This is a genomic window from Serratia quinivorans, from assembly GCF_946227985.1.
Classification (GTDB): Bacteria; Pseudomonadota; Gammaproteobacteria; order Enterobacterales; family Enterobacteriaceae; genus Serratia; species Serratia quinivorans_A.
Genome location: NZ_CAMKGL010000002.1, coordinates 545,499 through 569,572, shown reverse-complemented (window position 1 = coordinate 569,572; position 24,074 = coordinate 545,499). Strand labels below are relative to the sequence as shown.

General features: G+C 53.3%; 23 protein-coding genes and 1 tRNA gene. 17 read left to right on the top strand and 7 right to left on the bottom strand.

The window, feature by feature from the left end; translation table 11 throughout:
• Positions 1–4 precede the first annotated feature (4 nt).
• Both OCH02_RS11195 and OCH02_RS11190 read left to right on the top strand, forming a co-directional pair.
• Positions 5–1,660: a GMC family oxidoreductase gene (locus OCH02_RS11195; protein WP_261431281.1), complete on the top strand. Its 1,656-nt coding sequence runs from the start codon at positions 5–7 to the stop codon at positions 1,658–1,660.
• Positions 1,657–3,066, top strand: coding sequence for a cytochrome c (locus tag OCH02_RS11190; RefSeq protein ID WP_261431280.1), 1,410 nt, complete (start codon positions 1,657–1,659; stop codon positions 3,064–3,066). The genes OCH02_RS11195 and OCH02_RS11190 overlap by 4 nt, the downstream gene beginning before the upstream one ends.
• Positions 3,067–3,171: 105 nt before the next feature.
• Here the strand turns inward: OCH02_RS11190 and OCH02_RS11185 are convergent, their stop codons facing one another.
• Positions 3,172–3,387, bottom strand: coding sequence for a hypothetical protein (locus tag OCH02_RS11185; RefSeq protein ID WP_261431279.1), 216 nt, complete (start codon positions 3,385–3,387; stop codon positions 3,172–3,174).
• Positions 3,388–3,849: 462 nt separating this feature from the next.
• Here OCH02_RS11185 and OCH02_RS11180 point away from each other — a divergent pair, with 462 nt between their 5' ends.
• The gene (locus OCH02_RS11180) at positions 3,850–5,844 is read left to right on the top strand and encodes a BCCT family transporter (RefSeq protein WP_261431278.1); all 1,995 of its coding nucleotides are present in this window, start codon (positions 3,850–3,852) and stop codon (positions 5,842–5,844) included.
• 119 nt (positions 5,845–5,963) lie between these two features.
• Here OCH02_RS11180 and OCH02_RS11175 read toward each other — a convergent pair.
• Positions 5,964–6,051 (bottom strand) — tRNA-Ser (locus tag OCH02_RS11175).
• Positions 6,052–6,279: 228 nt separating this feature from the next.
• Between OCH02_RS11175 and yccA the strand changes: the two genes are divergently transcribed.
• Together yccA and tusE are read left to right on the top strand one after the other, a co-directional pair.
• The gene (gene yccA, locus OCH02_RS11170) at positions 6,280–6,939 is read left to right on the top strand and encodes an FtsH protease modulator YccA (protein ID WP_004942825.1); all 660 of its coding nucleotides are present in this window, start codon (positions 6,280–6,282) and stop codon (positions 6,937–6,939) included.
• Positions 6,940–7,050: 111 nt separating this feature from the next.
• Complete coding sequence (gene tusE, locus OCH02_RS11165; protein ID WP_012006193.1) at positions 7,051–7,380, top strand: sulfurtransferase TusE; 330 nt, start codon at positions 7,051–7,053, stop codon at positions 7,378–7,380.
• A gap of 4 nt (positions 7,381–7,384) precedes the next feature.
• Here tusE and yccX read toward each other — a convergent pair whose 3' ends face one another.
• Positions 7,385–7,663: an acylphosphatase gene (gene yccX, locus OCH02_RS11160; RefSeq protein WP_261431277.1), complete on the bottom strand. Its 279-nt coding sequence runs from the start codon at positions 7,661–7,663 to the stop codon at positions 7,385–7,387.
• A 92-nt stretch (positions 7,664–7,755) separates the two neighbouring features.
• Here yccX and rlmI point away from each other — a divergent pair, with 92 nt between their 5' ends.
• Together rlmI and hspQ are read left to right on the top strand one after the other, a co-directional pair.
• Positions 7,756–8,946, top strand: coding sequence for a 23S rRNA (cytosine(1962)-C(5))-methyltransferase RlmI (gene rlmI / locus OCH02_RS11155; protein WP_261107085.1), 1,191 nt, complete (start codon positions 7,756–7,758; stop codon positions 8,944–8,946).
• 61 nt (positions 8,947–9,007) lie between these two features.
• A complete protein-coding gene (gene hspQ / locus OCH02_RS11150; protein ID WP_012006190.1) occupies positions 9,008–9,325 on the top strand; it encodes a heat shock protein HspQ in 318 nt (105 codons plus the stop codon).
• A 58-nt stretch (positions 9,326–9,383) separates the two neighbouring features.
• On the opposite strand, the gene OCH02_RS11145 is transcribed toward hspQ, so the two are convergent.
• On the bottom strand, positions 9,384–9,797 hold the full coding sequence (locus tag OCH02_RS11145) for a CoA-binding protein (protein WP_261431276.1): 414 nt from the start codon (positions 9,795–9,797) through the stop codon (positions 9,384–9,386).
• A 261-nt stretch (positions 9,798–10,058) separates the two neighbouring features.
• Here OCH02_RS11145 and OCH02_RS11140 point away from each other — a divergent pair, with 261 nt between their 5' ends.
• Entirely contained in the window at positions 10,059–10,730 is a 672-nt protein-coding gene (locus OCH02_RS11140; RefSeq protein WP_261431275.1) for a DUF2057 family protein, read from the top strand.
• A gap of 125 nt (positions 10,731–10,855) precedes the next feature.
• Positions 10,856–11,314, top strand: coding sequence for a methylglyoxal synthase (locus tag OCH02_RS11135; protein WP_261431274.1), 459 nt, complete (start codon positions 10,856–10,858; stop codon positions 11,312–11,314).
• A 33-nt stretch (positions 11,315–11,347) separates the two neighbouring features.
• On the opposite strand, the gene helD is transcribed toward OCH02_RS11135, so the two are convergent.
• On the bottom strand, positions 11,348–13,402 hold the full coding sequence (helD, locus tag OCH02_RS11130; RefSeq protein WP_261431272.1) for a DNA helicase IV: 2,055 nt from the start codon (positions 13,400–13,402) through the stop codon (positions 11,348–11,350).
• 165 nt (positions 13,403–13,567) lie between these two features.
• Between helD and OCH02_RS11125 the strand changes: the two genes are divergently transcribed.
• Positions 13,568–14,020 carry a YccF domain-containing protein gene (locus OCH02_RS11125; protein ID WP_017892313.1) on the top strand — a complete coding sequence of 151 codons (453 nt, stop codon included), beginning with the start codon at positions 13,568–13,570 and terminating at the stop codon, positions 14,018–14,020.
• A 26-nt stretch (positions 14,021–14,046) separates the two neighbouring features.
• A complete protein-coding gene (gene yccS / locus OCH02_RS11120) occupies positions 14,047–16,182 on the top strand; it encodes a YccS family putative transporter (protein WP_261431270.1) in 2,136 nt (711 codons plus the stop codon).
• Here yccS and OCH02_RS11115 read toward each other — a convergent pair whose 3' ends face one another.
• On the bottom strand, positions 16,183–16,842 hold the full coding sequence (locus OCH02_RS11115; protein ID WP_261431269.1) for a TfoX/Sxy family DNA transformation protein: 660 nt from the start codon (positions 16,840–16,842) through the stop codon (positions 16,183–16,185). It abuts the gene before it with no gap.
• Positions 16,843–17,075: 233 nt separating this feature from the next.
• On the opposite strand from OCH02_RS11115, the gene sulA reads away from it, so the two are divergent.
• On the top strand, positions 17,076–17,582 hold the full coding sequence (gene sulA, locus OCH02_RS11110) for an SOS-induced cell division inhibitor SulA (protein ID WP_261431267.1): 507 nt from the start codon (positions 17,076–17,078) through the stop codon (positions 17,580–17,582).
• A 358-nt stretch (positions 17,583–17,940) separates the two neighbouring features.
• Positions 17,941–19,017: a porin OmpA gene (ompA, locus tag OCH02_RS11105; RefSeq protein WP_261431266.1), complete on the top strand. Its 1,077-nt coding sequence runs from the start codon at positions 17,941–17,943 to the stop codon at positions 19,015–19,017.
• Between the two features lie 115 nt (positions 19,018–19,132).
• On the opposite strand, the gene matP is transcribed toward ompA, so the two are convergent.
• Positions 19,133–19,591 carry a macrodomain Ter protein MatP gene (gene matP / locus OCH02_RS11100; protein WP_135316038.1) on the bottom strand — a complete coding sequence of 153 codons (459 nt, stop codon included), beginning with the start codon at positions 19,589–19,591 and terminating at the stop codon, positions 19,133–19,135.
• 209 nt (positions 19,592–19,800) lie between these two features.
• Here matP and OCH02_RS11095 point away from each other — a divergent pair, with 209 nt between their 5' ends.
• From OCH02_RS11095 to fabF, 4 genes are all read left to right on the top strand, one after another.
• The gene (locus OCH02_RS11095) at positions 19,801–21,552 is read left to right on the top strand and encodes a Lon protease family protein (RefSeq protein WP_261431264.1); all 1,752 of its coding nucleotides are present in this window, start codon (positions 19,801–19,803) and stop codon (positions 21,550–21,552) included.
• A 68-nt stretch (positions 21,553–21,620) separates the two neighbouring features.
• Positions 21,621–22,139 carry a bifunctional 3-hydroxydecanoyl-ACP dehydratase/trans-2-decenoyl-ACP isomerase gene (gene fabA, locus OCH02_RS11090; RefSeq protein WP_037419266.1) on the top strand — a complete coding sequence of 173 codons (519 nt, stop codon included), beginning with the start codon at positions 21,621–21,623 and terminating at the stop codon, positions 22,137–22,139.
• Between the two features lie 116 nt (positions 22,140–22,255).
• Positions 22,256–22,783 carry a winged helix-turn-helix transcriptional regulator gene (locus OCH02_RS11085; protein WP_261431263.1) on the top strand — a complete coding sequence of 176 codons (528 nt, stop codon included), beginning with the start codon at positions 22,256–22,258 and terminating at the stop codon, positions 22,781–22,783.
• Positions 22,780–24,054 (top strand): beta-ketoacyl-ACP synthase II, encoded by a 1,275-nt coding sequence (gene fabF, locus OCH02_RS11080; protein ID WP_261431262.1) that lies wholly within the window; start codon positions 22,780–22,782, stop codon positions 24,052–24,054. The genes OCH02_RS11085 and fabF overlap by 4 nt, the downstream gene beginning before the upstream one ends.
• The last annotated feature ends 20 nt before the right edge of the window (positions 24,055–24,074 follow it).

Here is a 24,074-nt window from a genome sequence, read left to right as displayed (position 1 = left end):
TCTGATGAAAAAACCTGTATTTACCGCCGATGGCAACGCATCGGCCGATATTGTGATCGTGGGCTCCGGCATCGTCGGCGGCATGATGGCCGATCAATTGGTCAGCCAGGGTTATTCTGTGCTGGTGCTGGAAGCGGGCCTGCGTATCGAGCGCAGTCAGGCCGTAGAGAACTGGCGTAATATGCCTTTTGACAACCGCGCCGGCTCAGATTACCAGGGGCTTTACCCACAATCTGAATTCGCCACCGCACCGCTCTATTTCCCGGAAAACAACTATGTTGCGCTGAGCGGCCCGAGCGCCGGCAGTTTCAAGCAGGGTTATCTGCGCACCGTCGGCGGCACCACCTGGCACTGGGCCGCCTCCTGCTGGCGCCACCTGCCCAGTGATTTCCAAATGAAAACGCTGTACGGCGTTGGCCGCGACTGGCCGATTTCCTACGACGAGCTGGAACCCTACTATTGCCGAGCCGAGGAAGAAATTGGCGTCGCCGGCCCCAACGATCCGCAACAGCAATCCCCGGTTGAACGTAGCAAACCTTACCCGATGGATATGGTGCCCTGGGCTCACGGCGACATCCGCTTTGCCGAGGTGGTAAACCCGCATGGTTACCGCTCCGTTCCCATCCCACAGGGGCGCAGTATCCATCCCTGGAAAGGCCGTCCGACCTGCTGCGGTAACAACAACTGCCAACCCATTTGCCCGATAGGCGCCATGTACAACGGCATTCATCATATTGAACGTGCTGAAATGAAAGGCGCAGTGGTGCTGGCCGAAGCGGTGGTCTACAAGATTGACACCGATGAGCAAAATCAGGTGACGGCAGTCCATTGGCTGGACAACAAAAAACAATCCCACCAGGCCACAGCCAAGGCTTTTGCATTAGCCTGTAACGGCATAGAAACCCCGCGCCTGCTGCTGATGGCGGCTAATGAGCGCAATCCCAACGGCATCGCCAACGCCTCCGATCAGGTGGGCCGCAATATGATGGACCACTCGGGCTTCCACTGTACTTTCCTGGCGAAAGAACCCCTGTGGCTGGGGCGAGGCCCGGCACAAAGCAGTTGCCTGGTTGGCCCGCGTGACGGCGAGTTCCGCAAAGACTACTCGGCCAACAAAATGATCCTCAACAATATCAACCGGGTGGTACCGGCTACCCAGAAAGCGTTGGAAAAAGGCCTGGTCGGCAAAGAGTTGGACGCCGAAATCCGCCGGCGCGCCGCCTATGGCGTCGATTTATCCATCAGCCTGGAACCGTTACCAGACCCCAATAACCGCCTGACTCTGAGTAAAACCCGTAAAGATGCTCATGGCCTGCCTTGCCCAGACATCCACTACGACGTCGGCGACTATGTGCGTAAGGGTTCAGAGGCCGCGCATAAACAGCTGGAGCACATCGGCCAACTGTTTGATGCCGAAGAGTTCAACATCACCACCAGTCTGAACGCCAATAACCATATTATGGGCGGCACCATCATGGGCCACAGCCCCGAAGACTCGGTGGTAGACGGCAATTGCCGTACTCATGACCATGCCAACCTTTGGTTGCCGGGCGGCGGTGCCATTCCCTCCGCCAGCGTGGTGAACAGTACCCTGACCATGGCCGCATTGGGCATCAAGGCCGCCGATGACATTGCACGGCAACTGGCGGTGAAACCATGAAAAACCAGCTAAAACTCACGTTTTTGTCCCTGCTGTTACTCGGGAGTAGCGCCGCACAGGCGACAGACGACGGTGATTTGAGCGGTGCGGCGTTGATTAAGAAGGGAGAACAGCTTGCCATCGCCTCCGACTGTCAGGCATGCCATACCAAACCGGAGGGCGGCACGCCGTTTGCCGGCGGTTATGGCATCAGTTCCCCCATGGGCGTGATTTACGCCACCAATATCACCCCGTCCAACGCCGAGGGCATTGGCAGTTATAGCGAAGAGCAGTTTTCCCGCGCGGTCAGGGACGGTATCCGTGCCGACGGCACCCACCTCTACCCTGCAATGCCCTATACCTCTTACACCCGCTTGAGCGACGCGGACATCAAAGCGCTGTATGCCTACTTTATGCATGGCGTAAAAGCTGTCGATCAGAAAAATACGCTGACCGATCTGCCGTTTCCGTTCAATCTGCGCTTTAGCATGGCGGCCTGGAATTTGCTGTTTCTGAAAGAGGGGCGCTTTGCGCCAGACAGCAGCAAAAGCGAACAATGGAATCGGGGCGCTTATCTGGTCAATGGCCCAGGACACTGCGATACCTGCCACACCCCACGCAACCTGCTGATGGCTGAAGACGATAGTCAGGCGCTGGCGGGCGGTATGGTCGGCAGTTGGTATGCGCCCAACATCACCTCCGACCCAATCAGCGGTATTGGTGGTTGGAGCCAGCAGCAATTGGTGCAGTATTTGAAAAGCGGCCAGGTGGCCGGTAAGAACCAGGCTGCGGGCGGCATGGCGGAAGCGATCGAAAACAGCCTGCAGTATTTTTCCGATGCTGATTTATCGGCCATCGCCGTTTACCTGAAAAGCACCGCACCGATCAGGGACAGCCATGACCGCCAGGCGGCCGACAGCTATGGCAAGCCGGCTAGCGTTGAGCCTCAGTTGCGTGGGCTACACCCTGCCACGGCCAATAACACCCTGACCGATGGCGCTGCGCTGTTTAGCGGCAACTGCGCCAGTTGCCACCAGCCGGACGGCAGCGGCAGCAAAAATCAGGCTTACCCTTCGCTGTTCAATAATACGGCCACCGGGGCCGGTAACCCGGCTAACCTGATTTCGGCGATTCTGTTCGGCGTTGAACGAAAGGTTGGCGGTGAACACGTGCTGATGCCGAACTTTGGCCCACAGTCATATGTTAATCCTCTAAACGACCAGCAGATCGCTGCTATCAGCAATTATGTCCTGCAGCAGTACGGCAATCCTGCGGTTAAGGTCAGCGCCACGGACGTCGCCGTATTACGGCAAGGTGGCCCGATCCCGCTGCTGGCCCGGTTGCAGCCTTATATGGCCCCGGCAATCGGCGTGGCGGTACTGGCATTACTTATCCTGGTCTGGCTGATGGGGAGAAAACGGCGTTAAATTCTGTGACTGCAGCTGGGGAGCTATCCCCGGCTTGCAGGTTTGGCCGCAAGCCACGCAGGGATAGTTTTTGCCTTAATCCTGAAGAATTCGGCATGGGTGCTTTTAGTGAGTTTGATTTTCCACGCGGGTGATGCCGTGTTTTTTCATGACTTCTTCCATGGTCAGATTTTCATCATCCGGTGTTTCGTCAATGACAACATCTTGCGGACGAACATAAGGTTTGGTGGCACGTTTGAACATCCACCACCAAACGAACACCAGAAACGCACCGGACTTCAGAAAGATCATGGTCCACAATGCTATTTGATACCAGGTCATCTCTATCTCCATGAAAGAGTTAAACGCGATCGCGCCAGCCTATTTTACCCTCTGCATTGTCCCGATCAATAGTCAACGACCTATCCCCCGGGGTCAGGGCCGCTGTTATAGCCGTTTCTATCATGAATTGCTCTACCTTGCCGCCAGCAGCATCTTGCATGGCCTCCGATTCCCCACCAGAGCCTCTGTTTATCCAGTTGCCGCTATTGCAGGTTTGGCCACCTCGTTTTCCCTTCGAAAAGAGCGGATTACCCTTTCTCGCAGGCTCCGCTTTCATATAGCTAAAACGTCTAACCAAACCACTTAAAATAGCTGTTTAAACCAAAAAATGTTAATAGCCCTGCTTTTTCGCTATACTCGCCGGGTTAGATTTCTCGGGCAGCCTGTTTTGCCCACTTTTTATGGAGCTGTTTTAACGGATTAACCCCCCTCACTCCTAACGGACTAGCTAGAAGGTATTCTATGAGCCAAAACGACACTGAAATTGTGGCACGTCGTAGCCATATCAATCCTCCGGTATTTTTTATCTCTGCCGCTTTAATCATCGTCCTGGTGGCCTTTGCCGCCCTGTACCCCGAGTTGGCCGATCGCAAATTCAAAGCGTTGCAACAGGGTATTTTCACTAACGCCAGCTGGTTTTATATTCTGGCGGTGGCACTGATCCTGATGAGCGTGACCTATCTGGGTTTATCGCGTTACGGCAATATCAAGCTCGGGCCGGATCACGCCCAGCCAGACTTTAGCTATGTTTCATGGTTCGCCATGCTGTTTTCCGCCGGGATGGGCATTGGCCTGATGTTCTTTGGCGTCGCCGAACCCGTGATGCATTACCTTTCCCCCCCCGTCGGAACGCCGGAAACAGTGGAAGCGGCTAAACAGGCCATGCGCCTAACCTTCTTCCACTGGGGCCTGCATGCCTGGGCAATCTACGCCATCGTGGCGCTGATCCTGGCCTTCTTCAGCTATCGCCACGGCCTGCCGCTGACGCTGCGTTCCGCGCTGTATCCTATTATCGGCGATCGCATTTATGGGCCGATTGGCCACGCGGTAGATATTTTTGCGGTGATTGGTACCGTGTTCGGTGTCGCAACCTCGCTGGGCTACGGTGTGTTGCAGGTTAATGCCGGTCTTAACCACCTGTTTGGCTTGCCGATCAACGCAACGGTGCAGGTGGTTCTGATCGTGGTGATCACCGGCTTGGCTACGCTGTCAGTGGTTTCCGGATTGGATAAAGGCATCCGCATTCTGTCCGAATTGAACCTCGGCCTGGCCGTGTTGCTGCTGGTGCTGGTGGCTGCGCTCGGCCCGACCGTGCTGTTGTTGAAATCCTTTGTCGAAAATACCGGCGGTTATCTCTCTGACATCGTCAGCAAGACTTTTAACCTGTATGCCTATGAGCCGAAATCCAGTAACTGGCTGGGCGGTTGGACGCTGCTGTATTGGGGCTGGTGGTTGTCATGGTCACCTTTCGTCGGCATGTTTATCGCCCGCGTTTCACGCGGACGTACCATTCGTGAATTCGTTACCGGCGTGCTGTTTGTCCCTGCGGGCTTTACGCTACTGTGGATGACCGTGTTCGGTAATAGCGCCATTAATCTGATCATGGCCGAAGGTGCGCGCGATCTGGCTAACACGGTGCAAAATGACGTAGCACTGGCACTGTTCAACTTCCTGGAACATTTCCCGTTCTCTAATATCTTGTCATTTATCGCGATGGCCATGGTCGTCGTCTTCTTCGTCACCTCAGCGGATTCGGGGGCGATGGTGGTAGATACCCTGGCTTCCGGGGGCACCGACCAAACTCCGGTCTGGCAGCGAATTTTCTGGGCCGGCATGATGGGCCTGGTCGCCATTGCCTTATTGCTGGCCGGTGGGCTGAGCGCGTTGCAAACCGTGACCATCGCCAGTGCCCTGCCGTTCTCGATGATATTGCTGGTGTCTATCTACGGGCTGTTAAAAGCCTTGCGTATCGACGCCCACAAACGCGACAGCCAGACCACCACCACGATTGCACCGACCGCCGCACGCAATCCGATCTCATGGCAACGGCGTTTACGCAATATTGCTTATTTCCCTAAACGTTCACAGGTAAAACGTTTTGTCGGTGAAGTAGTTCAACCGGCCATGGCGCTGGTAGAAGCTGAATTAGCCAAGCAAAATACCACTTCCTCTATCGATGATTCACAGGACGATCGCATCCGTTTCGAAGTCGATTTGGGTGATGACCTAAACTTTGTCTATGAGGTGCGCCTGCGAGCCTATATTCAACCGGCCTTTGCGCTGGCGGGCTTGAAAGACGAGGAACGTGATGAGGAACATAAGTACTACCGGGGTGAAGTCCACCTGAAAGAAGGGGGCCAGGATTACGATGTAATGGGCTGGACGCAAGAACAGGTTATTCACGATATTCTCGACCAATACGAGAAACACCTGCACTTCCTGCACCTGCTACGCTAGTTCTCTTTGCTGAAACTCTGCCGCCCCATCCGGGGCGGCTTTTTTATACGTGGTGACACGCCAGCCATTTTCCGGCCATAAAAAAACCCCGCGCTCTAAGAGCACGGGGTCATAATTTATGGCGGAGGAGCAGAGATTCGAACTCTGGAACGGTTTCCCGTCGACGGTTTTCAAGACCGTTGCCTTCAGCCACTCGGCCACCCCTCCGCAACGAGCCGAACTATAAACACAGCCGATCCGCTTGTAAAGCCCATTACCGTTCAACTGAGCGAAAAAACAGCACTTGGCGAGTAAGCGTTGAATAAAACGCCAACTCCGGCTCAAGGTTGCAACAATGATAACTAAGGGTAAAGATTGGTAAACAAACTTTAATCAAACGCTTGCGCTGCCTATCATCGTCACTAATTTTGTGATGACCTGATAAGAGAGATCATTATGGACCGCATCGTCGTCTCATCCTCCTCACGCGACTCATTGCTGAGTACGCATAAGGTTCTGCGTAACACCTACTTTCTGCTTTCGCTGACGCTGGCATTCTCGGCGCTTACCGCTACCGCCAGCACCATGCTGGGGCTGCCGGCACCGGGCCTGTTGCTGATGCTGGTCGGTTTCTATGGGCTGATGTTCCTGACCCATAAGCTGGCAAACAGCCCCGCCGGTATTCTGGCGGCCTTCGCACTGACCGGTTTTATGGGCTACGCCCTGGGGCCGATCCTCAGTTCGTTCATTAATACCGGAGCCGGTGACCTGATCATGCTGGCGCTGGGTGGCACCGCGGTGGTGTTCTTCTGCTGTTCAGCCTACGTGCTGACTACCCGCAAGGATATGTCGTTCCTGTCCGGGATGATGATGGCCGGTTTTGTGGTGCTGCTGGTTGCAGTCATCGCCAACCTGTTCCTGCAGATCCCTGCCCTGCATCTGGCCATTAGCGCGCTGTTTATCCTGTTCTCCGCCGGTGCCATCCTGTGGGAAACCAGCAATATTATCCACGGCGGCGAAACCAACTACATCCGCGCTACCGTTAGCCTGTATGTATCGCTGTACAACATGTTCATCAGCCTGTTGAGCATTCTGGGCTTCGCACGCAGCAACTGATTTAACGCCTGAAGAATCCCCAAGGCCCCGCTCCCGCGGGGCTTTATTTTTTGCAGCGACAAAAGTTTGCTAAACTGACGGCCGTTCTGAATTACCCATTACCGAGGCAGTATGTTGGAGTATCAAGGTCAGGTTATTGAAACTGACGCACAGGGTTACCTGAAAAACAGCGCCGATTGGCATGAGGCCCTGGCGCCGCTGCTGGCCGCACAGGAAGAAATAACGCTAACCGAAGCCCATTGGGAAGTGGTGCGTTTCGTACGCGGCTTTTACCTGGAATTTAATACTTCACCGGCAATCCGCATGCTGGTCAAGGCCATGGCGCAGAAGTACGGCGAAGAGAAAGGCAACAGCCGTTATCTCTACCGTTTATTCCCCAAAGGCCCGGCCAAGCAGGCAACCAAGATAGCCGGCCTGCCGAAACCGGTAAAATGTATCTGAAACGCTAATAGCGAATGCTGAAGCCTTGAAAATCGGCCGCGCCTCGCGGTTCCACCAGCACGCGATCGACCCGTGCACTCCGCGGGCCGCCATTTTTCAGCCATTCTACCAGCTTGTCCACCTGCGCTTGTTCGCCGCAGGCCAGTACTTCAACGCTGCCGTCATCAAGATTACGCGCGTAGCCGCTTAACCCCAATGCCGTCGCCTGATGCTGGGTGTTGTAACGAAACCCCACCCCTTGCACGACGCCATAGACATACGCAGCAATGCAAACTTGTGTCATAATCGACCCCTTATCGACTTTCGTTTATGGTATTGCCTGTGCATCTGCACGGCGACGCCACTCATTTTATCTAGCTGGCAGCATTCTTAATTATGACCGTACGCCTGTTTCTCGCCAAAGGACGTGAAAAGTCCTTACTCCGTCGCCACCCATGGGTGTTTTCCGGCGCTGTTCAACGTGTTGAAGGTAAAGCCCTTTCTGGCGAAACCATCGATATTCACGACGCCCAGGGCAAATGGCTGGCGCGCGGCGCCTACTCACCAGAGTCGCAAATCCGTGCCCGCGTCTGGACCTTTCAGCCGGACGAAGAAATTAACATCGAATTCTTCATCCGCCGTTTACAACAGGCGCAAAGCTGGCGTGATTGGGTTGCTAAACGTGATGGGCTGGACGGCTACCGCCTGATCGCCGGCGAATCCGATGGTATGCCAGGCATTACTATCGATCGCTTCCAGAACTTCCTGGTGTTGCAGTTGCTGTCCGCCGGCGCTGAATATCAGCGTGCCGCGTTGATTACCGCTTTGCAGCATTGTTACCCGGAATGTGCCATCTACGATCGTTCAGACGTCGCGGTACGTAAAAAAGAAGGTTTACCCTTGGCTCAGGGTCAGGTCGTGGGCGATCTGCCCCCTGCTCTGCTGCCTATCACCGAACATGGCATGAAGCTGCTGGTGGATATTCAGCAAGGCCATAAAACCGGTTTTTACCTCGACCAGCGCGACAGCCGTCTGGCCGCACGTAACTATTCCGCCGGCCGCCGCGTACTTAACTGCTTCTCCTATACCGGTGCCTTCGCCGTATCAGCCCTGATGGGCGGTTGTACTCAGGTGATCAGCGTTGATACGTCGCAAGCTGCGCTTGATATTGCCAAACAGAACGTCGAGCTGAACCAGTTAGACCTGAGCAAAGCCGAATTTGTCCGTGACGACGTGTTCCAACTGCTGCGCGCTTACCGCACTCAGGGTGAAAAATTCGACCTGATCATTATGGATCCACCGAAGTTCGTCGAAAACAAAAACCAACTGGCCGGTGCTTGCCGCGGTTATAAAGATATCAACATGTTGGCGCTGCAGCTGCTGAACCCAGGCGGTATTTTGCTTAGCTTCTCTTGTTCCGGTCTGATGCCAACCGATTTATTCCAGAAAATTTTGGCCGATGCCGCTGTAGATGCCGGGCGTGATGTACAATTTATAGAGCAGTATCGTCAGGCTGCCGATCACCCGGTTATCGCGACTTATCCTGAAGGGCTGTATTTGAAAGGGTTTGCGTGTCGGGTGATGTAACTTGAAATACGCTGTTTTGCCCTCATATAGAGAGCAAGGCACTGTTTCTCAGGAGGTCATCATGATTGCCAGCAAATTCGGTATCGGACAACAGGTTCGGCATAAGCTGCTGGGGTACTTGGGGGTGGTGATTGATATCGACCCTGAATACTCTATGGAACAGCCTAAGGCTGATGAAATAGCAGCGAATACCGATCTACGTTTCGCCCCTTGGTACCACGTGGTGATGGAAGACGAAGAAGGCCAACCGGTGCATACCTATCTGGCGGAAGCGCAGTTAGATGGGGAAGCCCAGGAAGCTCATCCTGAACAACCTTCGCTGGACGAATTGGCGGAGTCTATCCGCCATCAGCTACAAGCCCCCCGCCTGCGCAACTGATGCGCCAGGCCTGAGAAACACCTGATAAAAGCCTGGCACCATGCCAGGTTTTTTTCTTTCAGCGTTCCAGTCCCAGACGCGGAATTTCGATTTTAGGGCAGCGATCCATCACCACTTTCAGCCCCGCCTCGTTTGCCAATGCCGCGGCCTGCTCATTAATGACGCCGATTTGCAGCCACAATACTTTGGCACCAATCGCAATGGCCTCTTGCGCTACCGCATATGCCGCTTCTGAATTACGGAACACGTCAACCATATCCACCGGATGCGGGATATCCTTCAACGTGGCGTAGGCCTGCTGGCCCAGAAAGGTTTGCCCCGCCAGTTTTGGGCTGACCGGCGTAACCTGATAACCCTGAGCAAGCAGATAGGCCATCACGCCATAACTCGGCCGCGCCGGATTATCACTGGCGCCCACCAGCGCAATGGTTTTCACCTGCTGCAGCAGGCCGGCAATATCGTTGTCTTGCATTTTCCGCTCCCAATTATCGACGGGGGATTTCCCTATTTCGAGTGTAACCCACTGACCTTAAATCGGCTAAACCCAGAGTCACGGAAACTCCCGGCGACTTTTGCGGTCTGATGCTGTCACTGTCAGCCTCTGTCGGGTTAAATGGTGTCAAAATAAATATAAATGTGTATATTTGTAACAATAGAACGCAATACTGAAAAACTTTGACACAGTCTATGGCGTGTTCAACACTAATAGCGATGCGCTTATAAGGAGATAACAATGAAATTTGGTCTGATGGTTGCGGCGCTGCTCAGCATCGGTATCAGCATGCCTGCCGCGGCTACGACCCTGAAACTCTCTCCTGACATCGACCTGCTGGTGGTCGACGGCAAGAAAATGACAGGTTCGTTGTTAAAAGGCGCTGACAGCCTGGAGCTGGATGGCGGACAACATCAATTACTCTTTAAAGTGGCCAAATCTGTACGCTCAGGGCAAAACGAACAAACTGTCTATGCTTCACCTCCGCTGATCGCCACCTTCAATACGCAAAATATCAGCTCCGTAGCCATTGAGCTGCCGCGTATTGAAAATGTCCGGGATGGTCAGCGATTTGATAAAACGTTCAATTATCAGGTAATTGATAAGAACGGCAATGCGTTGGCCATGAAACACGACGTATTACGCCCCGACGACATCACGCTTAACATCGATCTGGAAAAGTTGATGGCGGATTACAACAGTCAGAAACACCCGGCTTCCGTACCGGCGTTCACCCATGTTCGCTCCACCACAACCGGCTCACCGCTGGCGAGTGCAGCGTTAAACTCCCCCACAGTGACACTGAAAGGTGAAAACGTTTCCGAGCAAATGCTGCAATACTGGTTCCAGCAGGCAGACAAAGAAACGCAGAAACGTTTTCTTCATTGGGCAAATAAACAGGCGGTGCGTTAAGCAAGATTGATGACGCCTTTTATTTAAAGGCGCGCTTTCTTCGCATTTTCAGGTGTAAACGCTAGGCAGTGAAAAACAGTTTCAGTAATCTGTCGCACATCACCCGATTAGCGAAGGAACTCCAGATGGAATTTACTACCCGCACTATCGCCGCGCGCAAACACATTGCGCTGGTGGCGCACGATCACCGTAAGCAAGCCCTGCTGGCATGGGTTGAAGACAATAAGTCCGTGCTGGAACAACACCAACTTTATGCCACCGGAACTACCGGTAACCTGATCCAGCAAGCCACCGGTATTCCGGTAAATAGCATGCTGAGCGGACCTATGGGGGGTGACCAGCAGGTGGGGGCACTGATTGCCGAAGGCAAAATCGATATGTTGATTTTCTTTTGGGATCCATTGAACGCAGTGCCCCACGATCCGGATGTGAAAGCCCTGCTGCGCCTGGCGACAGTATGGAATATTCCCGTCGCCACCAACCGCTCCACCGCAGACTTCCTGATTGACTCCTCACTGTTCAAGAGCGAAGTGGAAATCGCCATCCCTGACTACCAACGCTACTTGCAGGATCGTCTGAAGTAACCATCACGGCCTGGTTTCCGCCAGGCATTGGGTTTAGGGCTTCTTCTGCGAGGGTACGCCAAGATCCTGCAGTTGTTCAACGAACACTGAAGGACGCTCGCGATCCTGCAATAACCACACCTGATGCTTGGCGCGAGTTAGCGCCACGTACAGCAGTCGCCGCTCCTCGGCATCCGGGAAGTCTTCCGGCTGCGGCAACAGAACATCTTCTAATATCGACTCACGCGCAACCGCAGGAAAACCGTCGTTACCCTGATGCAAACCGGCGATAATCACGTACTCAGCCTGCTGCCCTTTGCTGGCGTGGATGGTCATAAACTCAATGGTCAATTTAGGCCAGCGGGTTGCCGCTTTTGACAACGCTTGCGGCTTCAGATGATGGTAACGTGCCAACACCAGAATCCGCTCCTCCGGCTTGGCATAGCCACTCAGCTTATCCAACAAATTTTCGAGCTGTTCATGCGCTAGCAGAACCACCGATTTCTTGTTGCCTTTACTCAGGCTGTTCAGCGGTTTCTTCAACTGGTATGGATTCTGCTGTACAAAGCGGTTCGCCACCTCACCAATGCGTTCATTGAAACGGTAAGTGGTGTCGAGCGCACATTGTGCCCCTTCGCCAAAGTTCTCGGCAAATGCTGTGGTCAGCGTCAGTTCGGCCCCGCTGAAACGGTAGATAGCCTGCCAGTCATCACCCACAGCAAACAGGCAGGTCTGTTTGTTTTGTTTACGTAGCGCCGCCAGCAGTTGTGCCCGTTGCGGTGAGATATCCTGAAACTCATCGACCAGGATATGTTTCCACGGGCTGACAAAACGCCCTTTCTCCAGAATATTGACCGCCTGATGGATCAGGCCGGAAAAGTCTACTGCCCCCTCATCTTTCAGGGCGCCTTTCCAGGCTTTGAGCAACGGTGCCATCAGCCGGATACGTTTTGAAAACAGGTCACGGACCTCTTCATCCGCCTGTTCGATCATTTCCGCCTGGCTACCGCCGTGCATCCGCATCAACCCCAGCCAACGTTCCAGTCGGCCAGCCAACCGTTCTGCCAGGCGTTTATCCTGCCAAAAATCACCTTCCGGCACTTCCCATTCCAGTTCTTCGAGCAACCATTGACGCCACCCTTTAGCCTGTGCTTTTTTTTCTGCACACTGCTGCTGCCAATGGGTTATCAACAAGGCTCTTCGAGCCTTACTGTCCGTTTCCAGCTTACTGATCGCCGGTACCTTGCGGTTACCCTGCTGGATAATCTGCAGTGCCAATGCGTGGAAGGTTTTGGCTTGAATGGCCACGCTGCCCAGGCGCTCCTGAATGCGCTCGTTCATCTCTTCCGCTGCCTGACGGCCAAACGCCAACAACAGTATTTGCCCCGGTTCAGCCTCCTGACGACGCAGCAGCCAACCGGCTCGCGCCACCAGCACCGAGGTTTTTCCGCTGCCAGCCCCGGCCAGTACCAACACTGAATCTTCGCCATTAACTACTGCGCGGCTTTGCGAGTCGTTGAGGGGGGAAGTTTCGATGTTCTGGAAGAAGTCGTGGTAGCTCTCCAGCATACGTTCGGTCCACTGCTGATTACGCTGCCCTACACTGTGCAACCCATGCAGCAGCCATTGCTGACAAAGCAGATAATCATCCCGACAATTGTCAAATTGCTCCAGTCGCGCCACCGGCATAGGTAAGGCACCGAAAGACTCGCGAATTTGTTGCTGCAGCTTGCCCAGTTCGGATTTTTTAAACCATTTATCCTGCTGTTCAATACGCTGGATATGTTCAACCTGTTGTTGCAACACGCCGGCACTGACCTCGCTCATTTCGGCGCTCCACTGTTGCCAGGCCTGCTGGAGATAATGATAGAAGCGTTGGGTTTCCTGCCATTCAGTACCATGCAGGCGCACCACTTTCTCATCCGGCAGCTCAAACTCCAGCTCGCCCCAGACGATGCCCCGCTTGCACCGGACATGAATCAACTGATTGAAAGGAATAAGATATTCATGCTTTTCACCGCTCACCTCGACACCAGCGTGCAGCAACCGCACACGGTTGTAAGGATGCTGAGCCAGGTGTTTCCCCAGCGATGTCGCTTTAAGTTCCATATCGTCGCGCCATGACTATGTTGAGATTAAATAACGGATATCTGCCAGTTTACCTGCGATAAGCAGTGGCACTCTAGCGCTAAAAAAAGGGTAGAATAGATTTTGCGTTTTGATAGCAAACGCACCGCATCGCGGTTTGGCCATCATTAGAGCAGAATGACGACTATGCGTACTGTACTGAATATTCTTAATTTTGTGTTAGGCGGCTTTTTCACCACCCTTGGCTGGCTGGTCGCAACGGTGTTTAGCGTAGTGCTGATCATCACCCTTCCGCTAACCCGCTCCTGCTGGGAAATCACCAAGCTATCGTTACTGCCATTCGGTAACGAAGCAATTCACGTTAATGAATTGTACCCGGAAAAAAGCAATGCACTGCTTTCTGCCAGTGGCTCACTGCTGAACATTATCTGGCTGATCCTGTTCGGCTGGTGGCTGTGCCTGTCGCATATTGCCGCCGGGATTGTGCAGTGTGTAACGATTATTGGCATCCCGGTGGGTATAGCCAATTTTAAAATCGCCGCCATTGCCCTGTGGCCGGTCGGGCGACGTGTGGTATCCGTTGAAATGGCGCAACAGGCCAGAACTGAAAATGCCCGACGTCAGTATCAGCAGCGTTAATTTTTTCTCCGCCTGAGGAGTTTTTCGTGCTCTCTTTTGCACCAGCAATACGCCGTTATGCCTACAACAGCAATCTGCTTTATGATCTGCGCATCTTCATTGCACTGGCGGGTGCAGCCGCCGTCCCCTGGTGGTTAGCCATTCCCAAACTTACCATTCCCTTGACTTTGGGAGTGGTGGCAGCGGCGTTGACCGATCTGGATGATCGCCTGGCTGGCAGGTTACGCAATCTGTTGATCACACTGGTGTGTTTTTTTGTTGCTTCCGCCTCCATTGAACTGCTGTTTCCTTATCCGTGGCTGTTCGCTCTTGGCCTCACCGCCTCCACCTGCGGTTTTATTTTGCTGGGTGCTCTGGGGCAACGTTACGCCACCATTGCGTTTGGTGCCTTGCTGATCGCAGTCTATACCATGCTAGGCACCTCAATGTATGACGCCTGGTATCAACAACCGACGCTGCTGATCATTGGAGCCCTGTGGTACAACCTGCTGACGCTGATTGGCCACCTGATCTTTCCTATCCGACCTCTGCAGGAAAATCTGGCGCGTTGTTACAATCAATTGGCAAGTTATCTGGATGCCAAGGCCAACCTATTTGACCCAGACGTCGAGCATGATGCAGACCTGCCGTGGATGGACGTTGCCATGGCCAACAGTGCTCTGGTGACCATTCTTAACCAGACCAAAGTTTCATTGCTGACGCGGTTAAAAGGCGACCGAGGACAACGCGGTACCCGCCGCACGCTGCATTATTATTTCGTTGCCCAGGATATCCATGAGCGCGCCAGTTCCTCCCACGTTCAATATCAGGCACTGAGTCGACAGTTTCGTCACAGTGATATTTTGTTTCGTTTCCAACGCTTGCTCAGCATGCAGGCTCGCGCCTGTCAGCAGTTGGCACAGTCGATTTTGCTGCGGCAAAAGTATCAGCACAACCTTCGTTTCGAACCGGCCTTTGGCCGTATTGAAGAAGCACTGACTCGCATTGCCGTAACTCCGGAAAACCGTGAGCTGACCAAAGCACTATCGCACCTGTTGAAAAATTTACGCGCAATTGACGCCCAACTGGCAAATATTGAGTCCGAGCAGGCACTGGCCAGTGGCCTGGCAGAAGAGAATAGTCTGTCGGATGACCGGCTCACCGGCTGGAGCGATATCCGTCTGCGCATCAGCCGCCATCTAACACCTCAGTCCGCCTTGTTCCGCCACGCCATTCGTATGTCAGTGGTACTGTGCGTGGGCTACGCCTTTATTCAGTTTACCGGCATGCAGCACGGTTATTGGATCCTGTTAACCAGCCTGTTTGTCTGCCAACCCAATTACAACGCCACGCGTCGCAGGCTGGCCCTTCGAATTATCGGTACGCTGGCCGGCATTCTTATCGGCCTGCCGATCCTCTATTTTGTGCCCTCGCTGGAAGGCCAGATGGTGCTGATCGTCATCAGCGGCGTTCTGTTCTTCGCCTTTCGGACCGTGCAATACGCACATGCCACCATGTTTATTACCCTGCTGGTGTTGCTGTGCTTTAACTTGCTGGGTGAAGGTTTTGAAGTGGCCGCGCCACGGGTTTATGACACTATTCTGGGGTGTGCCATCGCCTGGGCTGCAGTCAGTTTTATCTGGCCTGACTGGAAGTTCCGCCAATTGCCGGCAGTCGTCAGTAAAACGCTGAACGCCAACTGCCGCTATCTGGATGCCATTCTGGTGCAGTATCATCAGGGTAAAGACAACGGCCTTCCTTATCGTATCGCTCGCAGGGATGCACATAACAGTGATGCAGAACTGGCTTCGGTGATATCTAATATGTCGGCCGATCCAAAAGCTAATAAAGAAGTTCAGGAAGCCGCCTTCCGCCTGTTGTGTTTAAACCACACCTTGTTGAGTTATATCTCTGCGCTGGGTGCACACCGTGAGCATCTGACCAACCCTGCTACGCTGGATCTGTTAAATGATGCAGTTTGTTATGTCGATGGCGCACTGCACCAGGAGGAGCTGGACGACCGGCGCATCACTCAGGCGTTGGAAAGCCTGGCTGAACGTATTACGCACGCTGCGCCGGAACCGGAAAGCAAAGATCAGTTGGTGTTGCAGCAAATTGGACTGGTCATCGAGCTGCTGCCGGAACTCACCATGCTTAATGCGCAAATCGGCAAATCGGCTTGATCACCCGGGGCCTTTTATCAGGCCCCGGACTCCCGGACTATGTCCGTGACTAAGTAACGACATGGTACGCTCGAACCAATTCGTCAGCTCACTGCGCATTTCCGAAGGTAAAGCCGCATGATGATAACCGGCAATGGCCCCGCCCAAAGAAAGCAGTACCCGCAATCCTAAATTGCGCTGCTGCTGCAACAGACGAAGATAGCTGCGTTTGGCGCCATTCAGGCGCAAATCATAAACATTACGAATGCCTGCCCGCCAAAGTAACCGTTCCATATTGATATCGATGTTTGGTAAGGTTTTCAGCCGCCCTTGATTATCCGTTTTAACCTTGAGTTCCCGGCGCGCTTCACGAATAGCCTGCCAGGCTAACCCCACAAGCTCCCTCCTGTCGCGCCACAGCGTTTCATCGACCCAGTAATAACGCATGGTAATAGGTACCCCGCGTTTTGAGTACACCATATTAACCATTCCGCGAGACCGAAAAGCAGGCTCCAGGCTATCCGTCGCGCGAAGATACAGCTCCCCTTCGGAAATCACAGCGAACATGATGCCGTCGGCCAATAGCCCATAACCGCCAAATTGCGAGCGTGTAGTAATGCCGCCTAATGCGTAAAAATACGCTTTGGCCTGCACGATCCTTCCACTTGATGTCCCTTTCATAGCGTTCTCCTTGTGTAGTATTAGTGTTCTATTATTCCCCACATCAATGAAATAAAAGTAACGTGAACAAGTAATTAGAAAAATACGCACTATCTGCAGTCATGCCAATCACAAACGTCCGGTGTATGAGAAATGATCGCAATTATGCGAGGTACTACGAAGATTTGAGTTGATCTTAATCACAACTGGATGTACTGTATAAACATACAGTAACACTACGGGCGGGATACTTTATGCGTACTCAATCACTCTACAAACCCCATTTAAGCCACACCTCTTTTGCGGTGAATAAAGCTGCAGAGAGCACGGATGCTGGCAAAGAGAATGGCCTTATCAGTGAACTTGTTTACAACGAGCATCAGCCCGCGGTGGCACAATTATTGTTGCCTCTCCTGCAGCAGTTGGGTATGCAGTCACGGTGGTTGTTATGGCTGACGCCACGGCAAAAACTGAGTAAATTATGGCTACAACAGTCCGGCTTGCCGGTTGGAAAAGTGGTACAGCTGAGCCAAATTAACCCTCTGGACACGGTTGAAGCGATGGAAAAAGCGCTGCTGACGGGTAACTACAGTGTAGTACTTGGATGGCTGCCCGATCTTACAGAAGAAGATCGTCTAAAATTAAGGCGTGCGGCAGAATTAGGTAACGCTTATGGGTTCATTATGCGTCCTCAACGTGACATAAACCCGATTCACGGACACTGTTCCACCCTAAAAATTCACTCTTCTTTGTATCATTAAGTAAATTTAGGATTTTTCCCATCATTTTCGTCTCCCGGCAAGGGAACCTTTATAGGATCAGGGACAAAGCGAGTGTGGCTGCGGTTCCGCGTCCCAAAACCAAGGTTAAAATGCGCGTTTTTTTGCCGGTGAATGTTAGTAAACATGTATATTTCTGCGTTTTTTTTTAGAGCTTTATCACATCACACTTGTAACTTTCGCGCCACGTTGTAGACTTTACATCGCCAAGGTTGCTCTATAACGCCAGATAAACTGGCAGAGTAACAAACGAGGGCTCAAACCTTGGCGAAGGAATTTAACCAAGGGCTTAAAACAGCTTTAAAGCTCATTGCCTATTTGGATGATAACGAGGCGCAAAATGAAAAAGACAGCTATCGCATTAGCAGTGGCACTGGCTGGTTTCGCTACCGTAGCGCAAGCCGCCCCAAAAGATAATACCTGGTACACTGGTGCTAAACTGGGCTGGTCCCAGTACCATGACACTGGTTTCTACGGCAACGGTTACCAGAATGGTATCGGCAATGGCCCGACCCATAAAGATCAACTGGGTGCTGGCGCGTTCCTGGGTTACCAGGCGAACCAATACCTGGGCTTCGAGCTGGGCTATGACTGGCTTGGCCGTATGCCTTACAAAGGCAGCGTGAACAACGGTGCTTTCAAAGCGCAGGGCGTTCAACTGGCCGCTAAACTGAGCTACCCAATCATGGACGATCTGGACATCTACACTCGTCTGGGCGGCATGGTATGGCGTGCAGATTCCAAAGCTAACTACGGTAACGGCACTCGTCTGAGCGACCACGACACCGGCGTTTCTCCTTTGGCAGCAGTTGGTGTTGAATACGCACTGACCAAAAACTGGGCTACTCGCCTGGACTACCAATTCGTTAGCAACATCGGTGATGCAGGTACTGTCGGCGCACGTCCAGACAACACCATGCTGAGCCTGGGTGTTTCTTACCGTTTCGGTCAAGATGATGTTGTTGCTCCAGCACCAGCTCCAGCTCCGGCTCCAGTTGTTGAAACCAAGCGTTTCACTCTGAAGTCTGACGTGCTGTTCAACTTCAACAAGTCTACTCTGAAACCACAAGGTCAACAGGCTCTGGACCAGCTGTACACTCAGCTGAGCTCCATGGATCCTAAAGATGGTTCTGTTGTAGTTCTGGGTTACACCGACGCCGTTGGTTCTGACCAGTACAACCAGAAACTGTCTGAAAAACGCGCTCAAAGCGTTGTTGATTACCTGGTATCTAAAGGTATTCCTTCAGACAAAATCTCTGCACGTGGTATGGGCGAAGCTGATTCCGTCACTGGCAACACCTGTGGCTACAAATCTGGCCGTGCTACCAAAGCACAGATCGATTGCCTGGCACCAGATCGTCGCGTAGAGATCGAAGTTAAAGGTATCAAAGACGTTGTAACTCAGCCACAAGGCTAAGCTACGACTCTTAGTAAAAAACCCCGCAATGCGGGGTTTTTTTTCGGCTAAATTAAGTGGTATTGGCACCAAGAACCCTTTCCGTTATGGGAACTGGCTGGCTAGGCTAGTGGGTTTACTCTTTGTCTTTACCGAGAATAGCTTTTAAATCCTGCTTCAATGATGACATCTGGCTGGCGTACTTCTCTTTACGTTCCGCGTCTTCGATCAACTGCACCACTGTTTCTGATAGAGTCACCCCACGGCGACGGGCAAGCGCGGCCAAACGCTGCCAAACCAGAAATTCCAAATCGATAGATTTTTTACGCGTATGCTGGTGTTCTGCGTTAAAATGACGTTTACGCCGTGCGCGGATAGTTTGCTTCATCCGGTTATCCAGTTCCGGATTCATATGGTGACCAATCCACGTCAGCACTTTTACCGGCTCATTTTCCAGCTTCAGCAGCTCGTCAATGGCTTCCTGAGCAACGCTGTTTTCAATGTGGCGGGTAATAGCTTCCCCTTCCCGGTGCTTTTTCACCAGGTACTTCCATTTCCAACCGCTCTCCAGATTTTCCAGTTGCTGATATTTCATCGTGAGCTCTTCAGTGACCGCGTAACTTTATTAAGCATAACAGCTTTACGCCGAATTTCCCCGGCAATTACACCTCGTTTTAGACTGTTTTTTGCACAGTCATCGCTCGATGTCAAACTCCCTGACATCAACTGTGACTCTGCATCTATCAAGCTGCCGTTATTCTTGTATAATCGCCCTTTCCCTTTTTGACGATTGCATCTAACACTTTGACCAATAACCGACTTGAATGGCAATCACTGTTGCCGGACGTTACGCCTTATCAAGCGATATTTGATACCGCCGCGCAGTTGGCCCCCGTGTCCTTTGCCTCTATTCAGCCTCGGCTGGAAAACGCACTGACGCTGTTTTGCCATCCACAGTCGCCACCGCGTTTCATGTTGTTGAAAGCGCAAGAAACGCGTGAGTATCTGGCGCTGATCGCCCAAGCAGTTGAACAACTGCAGCCGCAGAACACTGCGTTCAAGGGCAGTCACTATGTGATCCAGGGCAGCAAGGTCAGCGTAGAACCCGCCAGCCAAGGTGATGAACCCTTTGCCGCCGGTGGTGCCTGCGTGTTTCAAGAGTGGGTTGAACCTGAACAGCTGTTTGGTTGCGTCCGGATCCACAATGGTGAAATCAACCTGCAGCCCGGCCTGGTGCATGAGGCCAACGGTGGTGTACTGATCCTGTCTGCGCGTTCTCTGCTGGCTCAGCCACTGCTGTGGCTGCGTTTGAAGCAGATGATTACCCAACGTCAGTTCCACTGGGTTTCCCCGGATGAGACACGCCCATTGCCGATCACCATTCCAGCCATGCCGCTGGAATTGCGACTGATCGTCGTGGGTGACCGTCATGGCCTTGCCGATTTCCATGATATTGAACCGGAGCTGAGTGAGCAGTCAGTCTACGGTGAATACGAAGAAGACCTGCAACTCACCGAAATCGATGACATGGTGCAATGGTGTGGCTACGTCAATAGCCTCATCGAAGAGCAGCAACTGCCGCCGCTGGCAGCCGATGCCTGGTACCCGCTGATGATACAGGCAGTACGTCACAGTGGTGATCAGGGCAACCTGCCACTGTCCCCACTGTGGCTCGGCCAACAACTTTCCGAAGCCGCACTGTACGTCGAAGAAGAAAGCATCACTGCCAAAGCATTTGAAGCCGCGCTGAACGCACGCGAGTGGCGTGAAAGTTATCTTGCCGAACGGATGCAGGATGAAATTGAACTGGGCCAAATCCTGATTGAAACCGAAGGCGAAGTCGTCGGTCAGATCAACGGTTTGTCGGTGTTGGAATACCCTGGCCATCCGCGCAGCTTCGGCGAACCCTCCCGTATCAGCTGTGTCGTGCATCTTGGGGATGGCGAATTCACCGACGTTGAGCGCAAGGCCGAGCTTGGCGGTAATCTGCATGCCAAGGGCATGATGATTATGCAGGCGTTCCTGATTTCCGAACTGGAGCTGGACCAACCGCTGCCCTTCTCTGCTTCGATCGTGTTTGAACAATCTTATGGCGAAGTGGACGGTGACAGCGCCTCATTGGCTGAGCTGTGCGCGCTCATCAGCGCACTGTCGCTGCAGCCAATTACCCAGCAAATTGCGGTAACGGGTTCTGTCGACCAATTCGGTAATGTGCAGCCGATTGGCGGCGTTAACGAAAAAATCGAAGGCTTTTTTGAAGTTTGCCAACGTCGTGGTTTGACCGGCAAACAGGGTATTATCCTGCCCGCCACCAATGTGCGCCACCTGTGTCTGCATCAGGACGTGGTTGATGCGGTGCGCGAAGGGCAGTTCCATCTGTGGGCCGTCAACAGCGCTGCGGAAGCCTTGCCATTACTCACTGGTTACCCCTACTCTGATGAACAGCAACCGAACTTGTTAGCGGCCATTCAGGAACGGATAGCACAGGTGAATCCGCAGGAACGCCGGCGCTGGCCATGGCCGCTTCGTTGGCTCAACTGGTTCAACCACGGCTGATCGGACTTGTTCAGCGTACACGTGTAAGCTAATCTGCGCCCTTCATTAAAATAAGGTTTACTGAGAACATGGTAGAAAAACGCGACTCCTATACGAAAGAAGACCTCGAAGCATCCGGCCGTGGCGAGCTGTTTGGCGCTGGTGGCCCACCGTTGCCGGCAGGTAACATGTTGATGATGGACCGCGTGGTCAAAATGACCGAAGACGGCGGTACCTACAACAAGGGTTATGTGGAAGCGGAACTGGATATTAATCCGGACCTATGGTTCTTTGGTTGCCACTTTATCGGCGATCCGGTGATGCCAGGCTGCCTGGGTCTGGATGCCATGTGGCAGTTGGTTGGTTTCTACCTCGGCTGGTTGGGTGGCGAAGGTAAAGGTCGCGCTCTGGGCGTGGGTGAAGTTAAATTCACCGGCCAGGTTCTGCCAACCGCGAAGAAAGTCACCTACCGTATTAACTTCAAGCGTGTGATCATCCGTAAACTGATTATGGGTGTGGCTGATGGTGAAGTCCTGGTCGACGGTCAGGTCATTTACACTGCCAGCGATCTGAAAGTGGGCCTGTTCAAGGACACTGCGGCGTTCTAACCGCAATGACGGCGGCCTTCCCGGCCGCCGTTTATTTTCCTTAGTAATCTTTTAATCGTTGCGTCCATAGCGGCTAAACAGTAACTACAATAATTGTAGTAACCAGGAGGTATGCCATGCAAAAAACTCGTTTTGATAACATGCCATGCCCGGTAGCTCGTTCACTGGACCGCGTCGGAGAATGGTGGAGCATCCTGATACTTCGCGATGCGTTTCATGGTTTATCCAGATTTGATGAGTTCCAACAGAGCCTTGGGCTTTCGCCCACCATATTGACCCGTCGCCTGAAGTATCTGGTGGAAAGCGGCATCCTGCATAAACAGCGCTATCAAACACGACCGGCACGCTACCAGTACTTGCTCACTGAGCGCGGCAAAGATTTTTTCCCGGTGCTTGCAGCCCTGTTTCACTGGGGGAATACTCACCTGGCCGATGACGGCATCAGTGCCGAACTGGTCGATCGTCGTACCGGGCAACCTATACGCGTGCAGTTGATCGACAGCATTACTCAGCAGCCAATTGCGCTGCATAATATTACTTTAGCGCCAGGGCCGACAGCGACCGATGGCATACGTCAACGCGCAGCCCTGATGCTGCAGAACCTTTCTGCATTCCCCCCTGAACCATCCAAGGAGTCACTATGAACACTCGTCGTATAGTCATTACCGGCATGGGCGCCGTTTCGCCACTGGGATGCGGCGTAGAGGCTATCTGGCAGCGTCTGCTGAACGGCCAGTCCGGCATTCGTCCGCTGCCAGAAGAGATCGTCGCCGACCTGCAGGTGAAAATCGGGGGTCAGGTACCCACTTTGGAGCAGGATCCCGAAGCGGGCTTCGATCCCGACCTTTCGGTTGCGCCAAAGGACCAGAAGAAAATGGACCGCTTTATTCTGCTCGCTATGGCAGCGGCCGATGAGGCTATCCGCCAGGCAGGCTGGGTAGCAGACACCGAAAATAAGCAGGAACGCACCGCAACCGTGATCGCTTCCGGCATTGGCGGTTTCCCGGCTATCGCCCAGGCGGTACGCACCACCGACAGCCGCGGTGCCAAACGCCTGTCACCTTTCACCATCCCTTCGTTCCTGGTTAATCTGGCCGCCGGTCATGTATCGATTAAGCATCAGTTCAAGGGCCCGATTGGCGCCCCCGTGACGGCCTGTGCCGCAGGGGTACAAGCCATTGGCGATGCCGTGCGCATGATTCGTAACGATGAAGCGGATATCGCACTGTGTGGCGGTACGGAAGCGGCTATCGACACCGTCAGTCTGGGGGGATTTGCGGCAGCGCGAGCCATGTCCACAACGCCTGCAGACGCCGCTGCAACAGCCTCACGACCTTTTGACAGCGCACGCAACGGTTTTGTTATGGGTGAAGGTGCCGGCATGCTGGTGATTGAGACACTGGAGCATGCACTGGCCCGTGGTGCAACACCGCTGGCTGAAATTGTCGGTTACGGCACCAGCGCAGATGCCTACCATATGACCTCTGGCGCCGAGGATGGTGACGGTGCCTATCGTGCCATGAAAATTGCCCTCAAACAGGCTGGCGTAGCGCCAGAGCAGGTTCAACACCTGAACGCGCATGCGACATCCACACCGGTGGGTGATTTGGGAGAGATTAATGCCATCAAACATCTGTTCGGTACTCATGGCAGCGTAGCGGTCACCTCAACCAAATCAGCAACCGGTCATCTGCTCGGTGCCGCTGGCGGGCTGGAAACCATCTTTACTGCACTGGCGCTGCGCGATCAGATTGCACCGGCCACGCTGAATTTGGAAAGTCCGGATCCGGCAGCCGAGGGGCTGCACCTGGTTGCGAACAAAGCGCAACCCATGTCCATAAGCTATGCACTGTCAAACGGCTTTGGTTTTGGTGGTGTGAATGCGAGTATTTTGCTGAAACGCTGGCAGGGGTAATATTGCCTGAAACAAAAACC